Source organism: Pleionea sediminis (assembly GCF_007570825.1).
Taxonomy (GTDB): Bacteria; Pseudomonadota; Gammaproteobacteria; order Enterobacterales; family Kangiellaceae; genus Pleionea; species Pleionea sediminis.
The window spans coordinates 94,227-110,237 of the sequence record NZ_SUNB01000003.1 but is presented as its reverse complement, the minus strand read 5'-3'; the positions used below and the strand labels follow the sequence as shown (position 1 = coordinate 110,237).

13 protein-coding genes are annotated in these 16,011 nt (G+C 38.8%); 9 read left to right on the top strand and 4 right to left on the bottom strand.

Annotated elements, in window-relative coordinates; translation table 11 throughout:
• The first annotated feature begins 326 nt into the window (after nucleotides 1-326).
• The 8 genes from FAX86_RS14380 (at nucleotide 327) to FAX86_RS14345 (ending at nucleotide 10,063) form a co-directional block, all read left to right on the top strand.
• Nucleotides 327-1,196 carry a hypothetical protein gene (locus FAX86_RS14380; protein WP_144394141.1) on the top strand — a complete coding sequence of 290 codons (870 nt, stop codon included), beginning with the start codon at nucleotides 327-329 and terminating at the stop codon, nucleotides 1,194-1,196.
• Nucleotides 1,197-1,272: 76 nt separating this feature from the next.
• A complete protein-coding gene (locus FAX86_RS14375; protein WP_342778960.1) occupies nucleotides 1,273-1,746 on the top strand; it encodes a LabA-like NYN domain-containing protein in 474 nt (157 codons plus the stop codon).
• Nucleotides 1,747-2,150: 404 nt separating this feature from the next.
• Nucleotides 2,151-3,635: a M12 family metallopeptidase gene (locus FAX86_RS14370; RefSeq protein ID WP_144394139.1), complete on the top strand. Its 1,485-nt coding sequence runs from the start codon at nucleotides 2,151-2,153 to the stop codon at nucleotides 3,633-3,635.
• Between the two features lie 301 nt (nucleotides 3,636-3,936).
• Nucleotides 3,937-7,026 carry an IPT/TIG domain-containing protein gene (locus FAX86_RS14365; protein WP_144394138.1) on the top strand — a complete coding sequence of 1,030 codons (3,090 nt, stop codon included), beginning with the start codon at nucleotides 3,937-3,939 and terminating at the stop codon, nucleotides 7,024-7,026.
• 281 nt (nucleotides 7,027-7,307) lie between these two features.
• Nucleotides 7,308-7,919: a CDP-alcohol phosphatidyltransferase family protein gene (locus FAX86_RS14360; RefSeq protein WP_144394136.1), complete on the top strand. Its 612-nt coding sequence runs from the start codon at nucleotides 7,308-7,310 to the stop codon at nucleotides 7,917-7,919.
• On the top strand, nucleotides 7,912-8,868 hold the full coding sequence (locus FAX86_RS14355) for a phosphatidate cytidylyltransferase (protein ID WP_144394134.1): 957 nt from the start codon (nucleotides 7,912-7,914) through the stop codon (nucleotides 8,866-8,868). The genes FAX86_RS14360 and FAX86_RS14355 overlap by 8 nt, the downstream gene beginning before the upstream one ends.
• A gap of 14 nt (nucleotides 8,869-8,882) precedes the next feature.
• Entirely contained in the window at nucleotides 8,883-9,530 is a 648-nt protein-coding gene (locus FAX86_RS14350; protein ID WP_144394132.1) for a lysophospholipid acyltransferase family protein, read from the top strand.
• The gene (locus FAX86_RS14345) at nucleotides 9,521-10,063 is read left to right on the top strand and encodes a hypothetical protein (RefSeq protein WP_144394131.1); all 543 of its coding nucleotides are present in this window, start codon (nucleotides 9,521-9,523) and stop codon (nucleotides 10,061-10,063) included. Before FAX86_RS14350 ends, FAX86_RS14345 begins: the two co-directional genes overlap by 10 nt.
• A gap of 345 nt (nucleotides 10,064-10,408) precedes the next feature.
• Here the strand turns inward: FAX86_RS14345 and FAX86_RS14340 are convergent, their stop codons facing one another.
• Nucleotides 10,409-10,648 (bottom strand): HP1242/YdcH family protein, encoded by a 240-nt coding sequence (locus FAX86_RS14340; RefSeq protein WP_144394129.1) that lies wholly within the window; start codon nucleotides 10,646-10,648, stop codon nucleotides 10,409-10,411.
• Nucleotides 10,649-10,853: 205 nt separating this feature from the next.
• On the bottom strand, nucleotides 10,854-11,423 hold the full coding sequence (locus FAX86_RS14335) for an outer membrane beta-barrel protein (protein WP_144394127.1): 570 nt from the start codon (nucleotides 11,421-11,423) through the stop codon (nucleotides 10,854-10,856).
• A gap of 523 nt (nucleotides 11,424-11,946) precedes the next feature.
• On the opposite strand from FAX86_RS14335, the gene FAX86_RS14330 reads away from it, so the two are divergent.
• Entirely contained in the window at nucleotides 11,947-14,472 is a 2,526-nt protein-coding gene (locus FAX86_RS14330) for a PKD domain-containing protein (RefSeq protein WP_144394126.1), read from the top strand.
• A gap of 74 nt (nucleotides 14,473-14,546) precedes the next feature.
• Here FAX86_RS14330 and FAX86_RS14325 read toward each other — a convergent pair whose 3' ends face one another.
• Nucleotides 14,547-15,230 carry a CatA-like O-acetyltransferase gene (locus FAX86_RS14325; RefSeq protein ID WP_144394124.1) on the bottom strand — a complete coding sequence of 228 codons (684 nt, stop codon included), beginning with the start codon at nucleotides 15,228-15,230 and terminating at the stop codon, nucleotides 14,547-14,549.
• A 322-nt stretch (nucleotides 15,231-15,552) separates the two neighbouring features.
• On the bottom strand, nucleotides 15,553-15,903 hold the full coding sequence (locus FAX86_RS14320) for a DUF6559 family protein (RefSeq protein ID WP_144394123.1): 351 nt from the start codon (nucleotides 15,901-15,903) through the stop codon (nucleotides 15,553-15,555).
• Between the last annotated feature and the right edge of the window lie 108 nt (nucleotides 15,904-16,011).

Sequence of the window (16,011 nt, the reverse complement as noted above, 5' to 3'; positions counted from 1 at the left end):
CAGGCTAAATCCATTTTTGCGCTATTAATGATTAAATGGACCTATGAGTAATAGGTGATTTAGCTTTAGAAATGACTTGGTGAGTGTTGAGAGCCAGTTTAGCTCGGTGAGTCGATGCCGAGAGAGCTTCAAATCGAAGGCATTCTTAAAGGTGAGTTCAGTCTAAAGGTTTTATGCAACATGTCAACGACATCAAGGGGCGGAAAACCCGAAAGCGAAGAAGAGTGTGAAGGTAAAACTTCTTGGTTTATTCTGATATTTATATTTCTTTGTAGTAGTATTGCCATACTAGTGAAAATTTGAGTTGATAGTATAAGATTTCTAGCATGTTTCATTTATTTGGTCGCAATAAACAGCTTCTCGATGAAGAAAGTATCGAATGGATTTTCGATACTTTTGCATGGGCGATAGAACACCTTGATAAAGATGTATTTGATAATGAAACGAGGCTTATATTACCGAATAACGATTACTTTCCCGGTGCACAAAACTCTGCTGATGGAATGGCAGACTTAATTTTAAAACAGGTGAAGACTTATGCGGGTATGTCGCATTGGCCGACTCAATTATTGAATGTTGAGACATCAGGTAAAGTGCCACCTCAAGGAAACATCATCGTGAATGGACAGCTTCGTGGCGAAAAAGCGACTGCGACATTCAGCTCTCAATCGATAACTGCAACAACATCACCAACTTTTTCTGTGTCGGGCGACTCTGCTCCTTTTTATTCAATGCCCGAGACCGCGTCGTCCGATCCGACACTGACATTCACCTTTCATCCACAGCAATTGCGAAGCCCAGAAGGGATTATTGCTCACTTTGCTCAAGGTTTATCGAATCACTTATTGCGAGCCTCAAACCAATTACCACCTGGCGGCCGAGACTATTTGCCTATGGCGAGTGAGTTGGTCGGAATATTTATGGGCTTTGGGATAGTTTTTGCTAATAGTGCCATTGTCGCCAGAGCTGGAGGATGCGGCGGTTGTGGTGGAGGGCAATCGCCGGTAAGGCAAGTTATTTTAAATCAAGATGAAGCAACTTATGCATTGGCTCTTTTTTGTCAGTTGAAAGATATTGATAAGCGCATGGTTAAGCGACATCTCAATAAGCATCTTCGAGGCTTTTTTAAGGCGGCAATTAAAGACTGTCGGCGACGATTGGCCGATCATTCGTTGAGCATTGCCTACAGCGTGTAGTCGCATTCGGTGTCATGAAAGCCGATTGAATGAATGCCGCTATAGGACTAATAGAAATTACTAAGAGAAATTGCTGATGAAATTAGGTGTTTATGTAGATGTACAAAATGTTTATTACACCTGCTTGCAGTCGTATAAGCGTCATTTTGATTACAATAAATTTTGGCGTGCGGTTACGGCCGATTGTACCGTTGTTCAGGCGCACGCTTATGCGATCGATCGGGGTGATGAAAAGCAGCGACAGTTTCAAAATATATTACGAGCGATCGGTTTTAAAGTTCAACTGAAACCTTATATTCAGCGCAGGGATGGTTCAACCAAAGGCGATTGGGACGTTGGCATTGCGGTCGATATTATGGAACATGCGCGGGATCTTGACCGTATTGTTCTGGTTTCTGGTGATGGTGACTTTTCAATCTTAATGAATCGAGTTAAGAAGCTCTTTCAGTGTGAAACCCAAGTTTACGGTGTCCCTGCATTAACCTCCGACGAACTTAAGGAGACTGTCGATAAGTTTATGCTCATTGGACAAGACTTGTTAATTCGTTAGGAAAGTTTTTATTTAATCTCAAAGCTTAAAGCTCAATGGATTTAAAAATCTTCGATAACGTATATAAGAAAAATAGTTCTTTTACTATTCCTCTGAGCGATTTTTAAATAAATCAATATCATTAGCGAGATAGATCGTATTTGATCTTTTAACTTAATTGCTTATAACAAATTAAATTTTAAATTATTAAAATTAATGAACTGCATAACAAAAATTACTTGAACATTTTAATGGCTTTTTTCGCTTCGTTTTACCCAATAATTTTCTTGTTGATTTAATTTGAATTCGTCAAGTTTACCAACCATGCTATTACTCGATGTAGCAACAAAAGACTCTGAATAACCGTAGTATTCGTAGCATTTTAAAGTGCTTTTAATTCGTATTGGTTTAAGTTAGGAGATGTCATGAGTACAGTGTATCGTTTGATATTAGTTTTATTTATATTATCGAGCTTTTCAGTGAATAGCTCACAAAAAGTCAGTGTCGATAGCGAATCTTTACAACCGAGCTATACCAAAGATTCCTTATGGGCGCATAGCAGTAAAGGAAGAGAGCTTTTTGAAGTGGTTACGGATAGTGGTGAGTCGATTACCGTCGTTGATGTTGATGGCGTTGCTTATTCGGGTGACATGATACTGGGATACACCAGTGATCTTAAGCAACATGGTTTAAAAATTGTTACTGGAGAAGAGTTTCCAGAAGATGATGGTGTGAGTTCTTTAGGCGCAATTCGATATCCATCCTCGGGTTATAAATGGCCCAATGGTGTTGTGCCTTATGTTTTTGCTTCCAACCTGACGAGTCAAGCTCGTCAAGATATGCAGTATGCATTTAATCATTGGCATCAAAATACGAATGTACGATTTGTTTCGCGCACGAATCAACAAGATTATATTTACATTCAAAATGGCGGCGGTTGTAGTTCCTGGATTGGTAAGCAGGGTGGCCGACAAATTGTAAACTTGGCGCGGGGTTGCGGACGTGGCGCTGCGGTTCATGAGCTTGGGCATGCGGTTGGATTTTTTCACGAGCAAACTCGTACGGATAGAGATAACTACGTAACCATCTATTGGAACAACATTCAAAGCGATATGCGATACAACTTTGAAAAGTTTTCTACGCGTCAAGGGCAAAATCATGGTACTTATGATTATCGCTCGATCATGCATTATCGAACTACCGCGTTTGGGATTAACGGTGCAACCACTATTTGGCCTAAGCAAGATGGTGTGGACACGCGTTATATGGGAAATGGAACAAAACTGTCTAATGGAGATATCGCAGCCGCCGCCGCAATTTATGGTGGTTCGGGTCCAGGACCCGATCCTGATCCAGACGGTTCAGTTTCTCTAAGCAAATCAACCTATGAAGATACAGAAAATATAGAGGTTAGATTTAGTGGTGCTTCTGGCGATCAATACGATTGGATTGGTTTGTATCGCGAAGGAACTCCGGTGACTGAGTACCTTGACTGGCAGTATTTGAACGGCGCGACTCGCGGTGCGCGACAGTTTTCATCATTACCAGCCGGGAGATATGAAGCTCGATTATTTTTTAACGACAGTTACACGGTTGAAGCTTCGGCAAGATTTACGGTGATTTCCGCAAATCAAACAGACCCGGTCGTGACGACGGATAAAACAACATTTTCAACGAGAGAGAATATACTGGTTCGTTTTGATAACGCATCGGGTGATGAATACGATTGGATAGGGCTTTACCGCCGAGGCGCATCCAATTCTGAATACATTACCTGGGTCTATTTGCGTCAACAAAAACGGGGTTCTGCGACATTTAACGCTTTACCGGCGGGTAATTATTCAGCTCGACTGTTCTTTAATGACAGTTATCGCTTAGAAGCAGAAACTGACTTTCGAGTTGTTGATTAATTAAACAGTAAAAATCGCTCGTTCCGTGAGCTGTAAATTCGCCATTGGGACGAGCAACAGGATTTAAGTCTTTTTGTCGCTCCTAATTAAAGAAAAAGCGGATAAAAAACAATCAGTCGATGACGGAGTTTCCTTTCACCAAGCACTAATTTAAGAGAAAGTTAATATTCGAGCGTTTCTCTAAGGAAAAAGTGATTAGTAACAATAATGGTTCTTGAATTAACGCAGGTCGATATATACAATCGCGCGATATTTTGTTTTGGATGTTTCAACCATTGGATTGTTGAAGGACTATTTGTTCATGCGCGCGATATTTTCTTTAAAAACGTTTTTACTTTGCTCAATATTTGTTCTTTCTGCTTGTGGCGGTGGCTCCGGTGGCAAATCAGTCCAAGAGAACAAGCACTTTTCATTGTTTCCCGTCGGTGAAGATAAAGAGTGGGTCTACACTGATTTTCTTGGTACGGTAAAGAATGAAACGCCAATCAACCTTTCCGGCTATGAAGTCTATCCTTTCCGATACTCTACAGGTGCTAAAGAATATTTTCATACAACAGAAAGTTCGATCGAATTCTTAGGCTTGTACATTCCCGAAATTCTTGCATCAACGAATTCGGGAACTCAAGTATTCAAAGCTGATGCTGTCTTCTCAGAGCCGGTGACGTACTATTCCAGTGATTGGTCTGTTGGTTACGTAAATCGCGTTAATGGAAAGGGCAAGATAAACATTAAACCTAAATATGGGAAGCGAGCTTTGTCTTATTCTGGCTCTGTAACATTTTTGGGCTCTGAGAATATCCAAACTCCGACCGGAGAATTTTATGCGAAAAAGATTCGAGTCAACTTACGACTAAGTACAAAAGTCTCGGGTCAGTCTTTTAGTTTTCCAATCGATACTGTTTTATGGTTGGTTGATGAAATTGGAGTGGCACAGCGCGTTGATAATGGATACGCAGAGTCTCTTCTCTATGACTATAGCAATATGCCGACCTTTGTTTCTTTCGAGACAGGAGAGGGTGCCGAAAGTTTACCTGAGAGAGAAGTCGTCACAAATCGTAATGCCATACTCTCAGCAAATGAAGGTGATTCAATTGAGACTGAGTATGAAACTGAAGGTGAAGATTGGCTTTCGACAATCTTGGATGGTGGTCGCTATTATTTGCAACCGAATACCACGGAGTTATCGGAAGGTACTTACAGGGCGAAAGTAAAACACACTTATGCAAATGGTGAGCAAACGACATTAATCGTTGACTACAAAGTTGAACGCCCAATGGTTTCTGGTCCATCAGAACTGATTTTTGATTTGCAGGGCGAATTGTCATTAAGCACATTTTCTCAATCCATCAATTTTGAATTTAATGGTAAACAAATGCCGTTAGACTTTGTTCCCAGTGCCGATTGGATAAAAATAGGAGAAGTGGAGTCTGACGGAGTCTCAACTTATAAAGTTGAATTAAGCCATGAGTCTTTAATGAACTTGTCCGGTCAACAAAACGAAAATATTGTTGTGAATTATGATAATGGATACTCTGACAACGATCCGCTCGTTATTTCTATTAAAGTGAATCTTCCTGACAATGGGCTGACAACGCATTTTCAAGAGTTTATTGAAGCAAGTGGCAGCGAAAATATTACCAGCGGTGAAACGCTCATGTTTTTTAACGGTGATGTTCCGGCAGATGCCTATTCAGTATCGATTCGATATTCTGGGCAAACAAGCGACTGGTTGAATATTGTCTTAGATGATAATTCGAATACGTATCGCTTGTTTCCAAATACGGCAAATCTTGAACCTAACATGTACACCGCCTATGTTGAAATCGTTTCTGATACCGGTGCTGTGTATGTCTATGAAGTCATGTACGTACTCGAGCCTCCGCAATTGTTGCTTCCTGAAGAAGTGAGCTGGTATATCACCGCCGAAACCAACTTAGAAGAATTGTTGCAGACGATTACATTTGAGCACACCGGTGAATTGTTAGAGTGGGAAATTGAGAGTCGTGACAACTGGCTATCGGTTAAAAAATTAAGTAATGATCGTGAGACAGTGGCGACCGCTTCTTTTGAGTTGATTAAAGAACAACTGGCGACGCTTGAAAATAATATTTATGAAACATCGGTGACGGTGACCTATCAAGGCGAGTATGTTGAGCCAACGGTACGAGGCATTCGTGTCATTCTTGATGTTAGCTTCCCGCAAATATCGAATGTATTACCCTATGTGATTTACGAAAATCAGTCGTTTGATATTGTTGTTAATGGTGAACGTTTCGATTTAACTGAAAGTGCCAAATTGACGGTTGCGGGAGTCGAGGTGGAAGATCCAATCATCATCGACAATCAACAAATTAAGTTGAACAGTCCTGCATTGCCACCAGGTGACTATCGTATTCAAATTTCAAATAATCTAGATTTGGAGCGTCCCGGCGGACGATTTATCGTAAAACCCGAGTTGTCTTACTCAGATGCTATTGTTGAATTGCCGGGGAATCCTTCGAGCCTCGTTTATGACGAAGAGCATGAAGCTTTTTATGGAGTATTTTGGAACTCTAATAGTAATGTAATGACTGCTGCAAAAATTTATTTTGAAGATGATGAATGGCTTATTCAGAATATTGATATTGCCGGTGCGAAGGCATTAACACTCAGTCCTGATGGAAGTGAATTATTAGTTACGGCGGAGAACTGTATCGTTAGACATTACGAGCCACAAACACTTCGTTTGTTGGAAAGCAGAAGTAAACCACGATGCTATTATGAAACGTTAGGTATGATTGAGTGGTTGAATAACGATCAAGTTTTTGTCGCTGATACTAATCAATGGCCAACACTTTATTCTTATCCTTGGTTTTCAGCCCGAAATGCACCATCGGTTCACAACCCTGTCGTTAAAAGTAATCTTCTGCGCGATAAGTTTATTTGGGCTGAGAGTCCATCAATCTCTGGTGCAAGAGAACTTTATGTCTACTATTCGAAAACGAATAGCTTTCAATCGGTATTGATTAATGGTGAAGATTATTTTACACGTCGATATCTTTCATTTGATGCAGACGGTTCGCGAATGTTGCATGGAAAATCCGTTTACGATGAGAACTTAAATTATATCGGTTCTCTCGAAAGCGATAACCAATATTTAGCGACAACACAACCGACTCCTGATGGTTTGAAAGCCGCTATGTACGAAGACGGTATGTTAAGTATTCACGACTTATCGATGGAGCAAGGTCCGTTCCCTAAGATTGGTGAATCGATAAATTTGAATGTTGAAGATCAAGTTTCAGCACAAGAGATCAAATTTTCACTGGACGGTAAGACGGCATTTATCTTTTTAATCACGGGTAATTATACGAGCTTTCAGTATAAAATGGTCGTTAAAAATATTGAGTGATTTTTTATCCGTATTAACATTAAAAAAGCCCCTTTAATGGGGCTTTTTTGTTTGTGTCTGAGCATGCTCTCACATATTTAAAACCCTTTTAATGAATATTGAATGCCTTGTTATTTGAATTCTATGAGTTGATAGAGGCACTCGAGAGCTCCATTTACATCTAGTAAAGTATAGCATTGGTGTACTAATGTTATACCTTTTGACTACAAGTATCGTAATCATTGTTCTTTAATCATCTGACGCTAATCTTGCTCTCAGTCAACAATATTTAAGGAAAAGCAATGATGAGTGTGTATGAGCTTAAACCTAGATTTCAATCGCTCTTACGTCCTTTGGTTCAAACATTAGCCAATTGCGGTGTGACCGCGAATCAAGTCACCGTATTCGCATTACTACTCTCTATAGTCACCAGCCTTTTTATCTTTCTAGCACCATTTAATTTAACTCAATTACTGGTATTGCCAGTTATTTGGTTGGTCCGCATGGCGCTTAATGCGATTGACGGCATGTTGGCACGAGAGCATGGACAGAAATCCAACTTAGGATGCTTTCTCAATGAATTATGCGATGTCGTTGCTGATGTGGTTTTGTTTTTGCCTTTGTTATTGATACCCGAACTGTCTTCGACATTAATTCTTGTCACATTATTTTTATTCATTATCACTGAGGTCGTTGGTTTAATCGCACCTCAAATTGGAGCTTCCCGTCGGTATGATGGTCCAATGGGAAAGAGTGACCGAGCGCTTTACATTAGCTTATTTATTATTGTGATCAATTTGTTTAATGACATAATTTATTGGGGTAATTGGACCTTCCTTTGCTTGTCTTTATTAACCGTTATTACTGTCGTGCAAAGAATTCGAAATGCTATCAAGGAGGTTGAGCATGTTTAATCTATTTTTTTCAGATAATCCTGTCGTTATTGTTTTTGTAGTGATTCTTGGTTTGCTAATTGTAGCAACCATAATTAGTTATATTTTACGTAAGAAAAATAGTGAACATGATTACACTGAGTTGAAACAGCGCATTAACTCTTGGTGGGTAATGGTTGCTATGTTTGCATTCGCATTACTTTCCGGGGTAACGGCGTCAATTATCTTCTTCGGTTTTATCAGCTTTTTAGCGCTGAAAGAATATTTTTCAATTATACCGACACGAAAAGTTGACCGCCGTGTTTTATTTTGGGCTTACTTAAGTATTCCCTTACAGTTTTATTGGGCCAGTATTGGTTGGTATGGAATGTTTATTATTTTCATTCCGGTGTACATGCTTTTATTTATACCTTTCCGGCTGGTTCTTTTAGGAGAAACAAAACACTTTCTACGGGCCGCCGGAAGCATTCATTGGGGATTAATGATTACTGTATTTTCTATCAGTCATTTGGCTTTTTTAACGATTCTTCCTGCAACAGAAGCCAACGCTAACACAACTTCTTTTTCAGGACCTGGACTGATTTTATTTACGGTTTTGCTAACGCAGTTAAATGATGTTGCCCAATATTTGTGGGGTAAGTCGTTAGGAAAAAGAGCGATTGTTCCACATATTAGTCCGAACAAAACCTGGGAAGGTTTTCTTGGTGGTGTTTTTACTACTGCGCTATTAGGTACTTTGGTTGCACCGTTTTTAACGCCACTTGAAGCTTGGTATGGATTTCTAGCGGGTGCCATTATTGGTATTGCAGGTTTTATTGGTGATATCACAGTTTCTGCGTTGAAAAGAGAGCTGGATATTAAAGATACCAGCGCAATGATACCCGGCCATGGGGGTATTTTAGATCGGCTGGACAGTCTAACATTCACGGCGCCATTGTTTTTTCATTTTGTTCGCTACACTGCGTTTTAATTAAGGACGAAAACATGAAGTTAATTAATCATACTTTAAGACTCTTATTTTTTATTGTGATTGTTCGACCTTTGGTCAAAATAATTATTGGGCTAAACTACCGTAACTTGCCGAGTTTGCCTAAGTCAGGTCCTGGAATTATTGTCGCTAACCATAACAGTCACTTAGATACCATGGTACTTATTTCATTATTACCAATACGGCTTCTAAGTCAGGTGCAACCCGTTGCGGCAGCTGATTATTTTTTATCGAATCCAATTAAAGCCTGGTTTGCAAAGAGTATCATTGGAATTTTACCGATATCTCGAGAGAAAAGTTGTCAGAGTGATCCATTAGCGGATTGTCGAAGTGCATTAAATGATGGAAAAATATTGATCTTTTTTCCAGAAGGATCTCGTGGTGAACCTGAAAAGTTAACCGAGTTCAAGTTTGGCATTGCGAAGTTGGCGAGTCAGTGCCCAGAAGTTCCTGTCTACCCTATTTATATGCATGGACTTGGTAAAGCTTTACCCAAAGGAAAGTTTGTTCTTGTTCCATTTTTTTGTGACATTGCTTTTCATCCTCCCTTGCTTTTTGGGGGAGAACGTCGCGATTTTCAAAATGCCTTAGTAAAAACATTTGAGCAATTAAAGGATAAGGTTAAGGCCCCATCATGGGATTAAAGGTACGAATAGCTGCTTTATGGGGATTCTTTGAGGCAACCTTGTTTTTTATCGTTCCCGATGTTTTTTTAACGTACTTGGCTACCCAGAAAAATCAGCCATTAAAACCCGCGATTGTTGCCTCAACAGTCGGTGCTTTAGCCGGTGGATGTTTAATGTTTGTCATGGGAGCTTATTATTATGAGTCGAGCTATCAGTTGTTACTATCCATCCCGGCGATTGATAGTTTGATGATTCAAAAAGTACAGCAATTAATCGAGAGTCAGGGGTTGTTAGGATTATTTGTTGGTCCTCTTGTTGGAATTCCTTATAAAATATTTGCTGTTGAATCTGCAAATTTATCTTTGAGCCCACTTTTATTCCTATTAATCTCGATACCTGCTCGTTGTCTTCGCTTTATTTTGCTCTCTTATTTTACCAAATGGGTAACGAATCTATTATTTCAAACGATGAATCGAACTAGAGTTGTTTTTCTGTGGGGCATTATTTGGTTAATGTTTTACAGTTTTTACTTTTATTATTTCGGCTTTTAATTACCCTAAGCAAATTTTAGATAAGTAAGATAAAAGCTTAATGCAAATGACATTATTCGAATCTTGGTGAAGTAGACGATTAAATAAACGTTTGAGACAAGGTGTTAAATACACTCGCTGGGACTATTCTGGTGGAGAAGGTGCTGACGAACGGTTGATGTTACATTCTAGGTCAGAAGATAAAGTGTATCGGTCGCGCCGGCTACTTTAGAGTGAATGATTACTAGAAGTTGACTTCCGCTTTAAGTGAGTTCGCAATTTTAAAAGATAGTAGAATCAAAACCTATGAGTTCTACTATCTTTTATTCTTAATAAATAGTAATGTTATTGGATTAATTCAGTTTTTCAGGCTGCTTTTAACATATCAAATAATTGATCTTTTAGAGACAATCGTTGCTTCTTTAGTTTTTCTAGAAATTCATCGCTAGTGTTTTCAATGCCTTTTTCGATTCGAATGACTTGATGATCGATTTCGTGATAGTCATCAAATAACTTGCTGAAATGGGCATTTTCCATTTTGAGTTGATGTATTTGCTCTTTATACTCGGGCAATTCAATGGCTAGACTGTGACGGTCAATTTTCATGTTTTCTTCTCTCGCTCAGTTAAACTGTGGGAATATCCTAACGAAATCACGGAAGTAGAAATTTGATCTACGACAAGTTATTGGCTTAATGAATTAAGAGGTCTGCTTTAGAATGAGATATCTGGAGTAGGTTGTTATTGATTATCGGTTCATATTTAAAAGAAAGGCTGATCATGTGTTTTTCGATCAGCCTAGTTTTCTTATATTAGAAATTAAATCTGGCTCCTAATACAACGTTATTTATTGAATGCGAATTGTTATCTGATGAAGAAAAGTTTGTCGTTTCAAAGTAATAATTTTCAAAGCCAACATGAAACGTCAGACGTTGGAAGCCGGGGTGAGTAAATGTAGCACCAAAGCCTGTGACGATAGCATCACCTGTGGATTTGTTTTCAAATGTATCGTCGCCAATAGCAATGTTTTGTATGTAATTCATAATACTAAGGCCTGCACGACCATAGAGTTCGAATCCGGCTTCTCCAAGTGGTAACGTCCCGATAGCCGTAATTGCGAGTCCGTTCATTTCTACTGAATCTACAATATCGCTATTGCTCGAATATTCACCTAAGCTATAAAGATTGCCTTGCAATTTAAAATATTTATTAAATTTCCATCCACCTAGTGCGCTTCCGCTTGATGCACTGTCTTCGAATCCTTGCTCGCTGTAGCTAGTGGAGCCAATATCTAAGCCCGCGTACCAGCCTCGGTCGTCTGCTAGCACAGAACAAGTCATTGAGGTTGCTAGAATTATTCCTGTTAATTTTGATAATTTCATTATTTAGTTCCTTAAAATCAATATCAATCTGCTGATAGGAGAAAGAATCGGTATCGAGTTCTCCGACCAATTTTGTGACGAGTTTAACGTTATTTTTTGTGTTAATTCGCGGTTGGTAAATTAATTAATTCCATTCCTTAAATTACGGCAATTATTGTGTGAATAACTAAAAATATCAATGGGAGATAGTGTGAATATTGCCATAATTAGTAAAGGAATGGTAAAGGATGGTTGCTGGATGAATATCGATAAAATAATAGATTGATAATTGCATATTGCTAGTAGTCGAGGTCAATTAATTAATGGCTGATTTATTAAAATAATAACTTTGAGTGGAAATAATCGGTCATATTTTTCCAATGATGTCTGTTATGTTCTACTCGTCTCCATTGTCATAGTGTTTGTCTCATAGGCACTACTTCTAGCCATCCTCGACCGAATACTCTTCCGATGACTGCGGAATCGAGCTGTTTGTACAGAGCGTTCGCTTTATATACGACTAAATCAGTTACTGGAGTATTCAATGAAAAAATTAAAACTCGCCTTAGGTGCTCTATTTATGGGGATTGCGGTTCAGTCAGCTAATGCTGAAATTACCCCTGAAAATGAAATGAATGTGTTGTACCAAGGGAATGATTACTTAAAACTTAAAATAGACGAAAGAAAATACAATGAACTCTTTCGAGCGAATAGTTCTGAAGATGAAGGTTTGAGTCATCCGAAGCTCATGGAAGATAAGGAAATCTACGCTTTTTACTCCTTGGCGGGTGTAAGAGATTCTGATATTCCTCAATCTCTAAAAGATGAAATTATACACGATAAAGGATTCCGTCGTTGGTCAGAAATTTCACAAAGAGAACTTAATGCTAAGACTACCATAGCTTTGGATCTTGAAGCTGCATTAGCTTCTGAAAATTCGGAACAACGAGGGTTATGTGACAAAGTTTGGAAGAATAAGAGTAAGACCATTTCAAAAGTATTAACGCCTCAATCGAGTGAAGTTTTTGACTTTGCTCAAAACGGTGTAACGGGTTCATTGAACGTTAATTTAAATTCTAATGGTTCAGTGATTCTTGATATTCATTATAAAATGAAAAAAAACAAGTGTATTGGGATCTACTACAAAGTTGAATATTTGTACACTCGTGTCAGAGCAAACTCTAATTTAGCGGGCAGCGGAATTGGCTTGGAAGCTAATGTTGCCTACGAATTTAATAAAAAGCTGTTTGATGAAGATGTAAAGATTCCATTGTTACGTTATGATAATTCTTGGTGGGTTTATATTTTTGAAATCGGGGTCGATCTGGAGGTCTATGCAAAATATAACGTAAGTCTGGATGCAAAACTTTCAGCTGCATTTGAGGTGGAGCAACCGATGACAGGCCATGTAAATATTGATTGGCATTGCACTAATGATGGTTGTCGTAAAGACGTTAATGATGTGGAGTATGAATTTACATCGAATACTGAACGAAACTTTGAATTAATTGCTGATGTTACTTTACGACCCTATATAAAGTTGATAGCTGATGTAGCGGTTGATCTATATTGGGGGCTTATCGATATTGCAAAGGTTGAAGTTGGTGTTGTGGGTTCCATACCTATTCGCTATTACGGTTATTTTGGCAATATGTGCAGTGATGCTGACGGTGATGGTCGAAATGAAGAAGTTACTGCGTCAATGATTGATGTTGCCGCAGAAATTTATATGTATTACAAATTTAGATTAATTAATCGAGAAAGTACTTATCCTGTCGACTTGGGCAATTTAGGTGGTTGGGATGAACGTGACGATGAGTCGGTGTTGCTAAGTTGCTCTTCGTGGATTGTAGATACTATGGGTGGTTGTGACAATGTTTCCTTGTATGGAAAGTCACTTTACTTCAAAGACTTTATTGATGGTGGTTCGAACATTTTTGATCCTGTCATTAATGTTGCCGATGAGTTTTCAAGTGAAGGAGACTTTGTAACTTTTTCAGCGCGAAGCTGTTACCCATTTACTAATACTATTAATTTGTTAATTGATTGGGATGATGGTGCTCAAGAATCGAAGTCAATTTCTCCTTCTGGCGACGCCTTTCATTACATTTATTCAACAGCCGGTAATAAGCAAATAAAGGCAAAAATGACAGGGGACAGTTTGGGGCGCCAGTTTAATGGTCAATGGATCCAAAAGGATATCAATGTTGTAGCTAAACCAGAGGCTGAATTTACTTATTCTGTTGATTACCAAACTGTCGATTTTAATGACCTTAGTACTGATAGCGATGGTTATATTCAGTCTTGGTCCTGGAGTTTCGGAGATGGTAACCATTCAAACTCACAAAATCCGTCCCATCGTTATGCTTCTGAGGGATCCTACAGCGTTTCATTAACGGTAGTCGATAACGATGGCTTTCGAAGTACTTATTCGAAAACAGTTACGGTAGTAGCTGAGCCTGAGCCACCAGAAGCCGATTTTTCCTATGTTATTCAAATGAATGGTCACGATGTAACCTTTATGAATAATACTCGCTCTGATCTTGACGTTGTCGACTATCGATGGGATTTCGGTGATGGTACGCGATCTTCAGCTGCAAACACAACGCACCATTATTTTCGTCAAGGTGATTATCGAGCGACTCTTACCGTTACTAATGCTGCTGGGCAGTCAGACTCGGTAAGTCGAACGATTCGAATTCGCGACATGCAATGGGAAACGTTAAGTGTTGGCTCTGAATTTGAATTAATTGGAGGCCATGCCGGAGGAGAGCTTCAATTTCGACGAGTAAAGTTCTATCAAGTGGATTTACCTTATACACGTGATACTCAGAATTACGAAGTTTACACCACAGGTCGGCAAGGCGATGCAACGATTTATTTAAGAGCCGCAGATCCCTTTGGTGGACCACTTGATGGTCAGCCATCCACAGATGATTGGGATGTCATTTCGGATCGGCCCGGCGCTAATGAATCGATTCGATTTTCTAATCGGTACACACGCTACTACATAAAAGTTGAATATACCGAAAATAACGATATTTATGTAGGATTGAGAGCAGTAAGATAAATACTTACTACTTGCTTAAAATACATGCGAAAGAAGGCTACTTTATGAGTAGCCTTTTAATATTAAATATCGATTCAATCTTCAAACTGCCGTTGAAAATCTTTAATCAATAAATCGATAATGTAAGGATCCACACATGAGTGATGAAATTTAATGCACAAACTTACGAATAGTTGATTACCTATTGTCTGGCGCTGACCGAAATAGAAAAAGGGTTGGCAACTAATTCTATCATTTACATGCATGGTTAAACCGGTAAAGGGAAGATTTGGCAAGTTACCAATAAATAAAGTGTAAGTGTATAACTCATTGCCAATTAAGTTGGTATTCAATTTACTGTTTTCAATTTCTGTTTGGTAAAGTTGGGTAAATTCAGGCCAACTCAATTGTAATACATTAGGAATTAGTGCTTCATAGAAACGGTCTCGTTTACTCCCGCGAGCAATGGGATAAAAGAGAGGAGGGTTTTCAACCTTCATCCATTGATTGTTGATTTTCCGATAAAAAAATTCAGGGTGTTTTTTTAAAGCCTGTATTAAATGAAAATATAAATACGCAGTAAAAGTACCAATGGATTGAGCTTCGTAGCATAGTCTTGCTTGAGTTATATCGAGCTGAAGCGTGATATCCAAATAAGGATTTTCAATCGCGTTGGTATCGGTAAAAAAGTCTTGCGCCCATAGTTCGTAGTTACACAGTTGCTCTCGGTCAATTGGGGTTAGATCGATTGACGCTAATGTTGTTTTTTCAGGTCTCATAGGATAATGCTCAAAAACGATCCATGATGATAGATATGGTTGGTTTGTATTCGATTGAGTTTTCGGATCAATGAATCCTTCAATATAAGATTTTGTACTTCTATGAAGTTACAGAGCTGTAGTATAGATGAAAAAGAGGTTAAGAGAAAATAAGAAGCAGGGAAGTTTAAATTGACCGCTCTCAGTAAAGAATTTAGAAAGCTTCAAGTTGTTATCTAGCTATCAGTCACTATCCTATATTACATCAGATTTGTGCCGTGATTTGTCTATTCCTACCTTTGCGATAATACATTGGCTATTTGGAAATGTTTACGCGAAGCGTTTACCCTCGATAATACTGTTTGTAAGAAGACGTCGAATTCATCATTGAAGAATTGGCATTTTCAAAAGTGCTGATTGCTAAAGCATCAATTGCGTCGCCACGACTGACGTGTTCAATGGCTTTAACCATATGAGAAACCGTTTCTTGCGATAGATTCAGTTCGCGGATGATGGCTTTTTTGTCAGCAAAAATAAGAAAGGCGTAGTGAATGTGTCGTCCACTTAAACCTGCGTATTCGACAGCTTGGCTCACCTGAATTTGTGAGTAATGAGCTTGTTTTCCGAAAAGCTGGGTTAACAATTCCGGCAAATGTTTCATATATTGTTTAATTGCGTAACGTTGGGCAAACACCGCAGACTCCTTGTTAGCTTGTATATACTAATTTCTACTCGTCTTATAGATGCCTGAACCGCTATATAAGCATCTGTATGGCGAGAATGTATCAAATAGACATGGTCA

Bases quoted from the DNA above. Each gene is read 5' to 3' on its own strand.
- FAX86_RS14360 (WP_144394136.1), top strand. From the start codon at position 7,308: ATGATGAGTGTGTATGAGCTTAAACCTAGATTTCAATCGCTCTTACGT.
- FAX86_RS14375 (WP_342778960.1), top strand. From the start codon at position 1,273: ATGAAATTAGGTGTTTATGTAGATGTACAAAATGTTTATTACACCTGC.
- FAX86_RS14345 (WP_144394131.1), top strand. From the start codon at position 9,521: ATGGGATTAAAGGTACGAATAGCTGCTTTATGGGGATTCTTTGAGGCA.
- FAX86_RS14330 (WP_144394126.1), top strand. From the start codon at position 11,947: ATGAAAAAATTAAAACTCGCCTTAGGTGCTCTATTTATGGGGATTGCG.
- FAX86_RS14325 (WP_144394124.1), bottom strand. From the start codon at position 15,230: ATGAGACCTGAAAAAACAACATTAGCGTCAATCGATCTAACCCCAATT.
- FAX86_RS14365 (WP_144394138.1), top strand. From the start codon at position 3,937: ATGCGCGCGATATTTTCTTTAAAAACGTTTTTACTTTGCTCAATATTT.
- FAX86_RS14350 (WP_144394132.1), top strand. From the start codon at position 8,883: ATGAAGTTAATTAATCATACTTTAAGACTCTTATTTTTTATTGTGATT.
- FAX86_RS14380 (WP_144394141.1), top strand. From the start codon at position 327: ATGTTTCATTTATTTGGTCGCAATAAACAGCTTCTCGATGAAGAAAGT.
- FAX86_RS14335 (WP_144394127.1), bottom strand. From the start codon at position 11,423: ATGAAATTATCAAAATTAACAGGAATAATTCTAGCAACCTCAATGACT.
- FAX86_RS14370 (WP_144394139.1), top strand. From the start codon at position 2,151: ATGAGTACAGTGTATCGTTTGATATTAGTTTTATTTATATTATCGAGC.
- FAX86_RS14355 (WP_144394134.1), top strand. From the start codon at position 7,912: ATGTTTAATCTATTTTTTTCAGATAATCCTGTCGTTATTGTTTTTGTA.
- FAX86_RS14340 (WP_144394129.1), bottom strand. From the start codon at position 10,648: ATGAAAATTGACCGTCACAGTCTAGCCATTGAATTGCCCGAGTATAAA.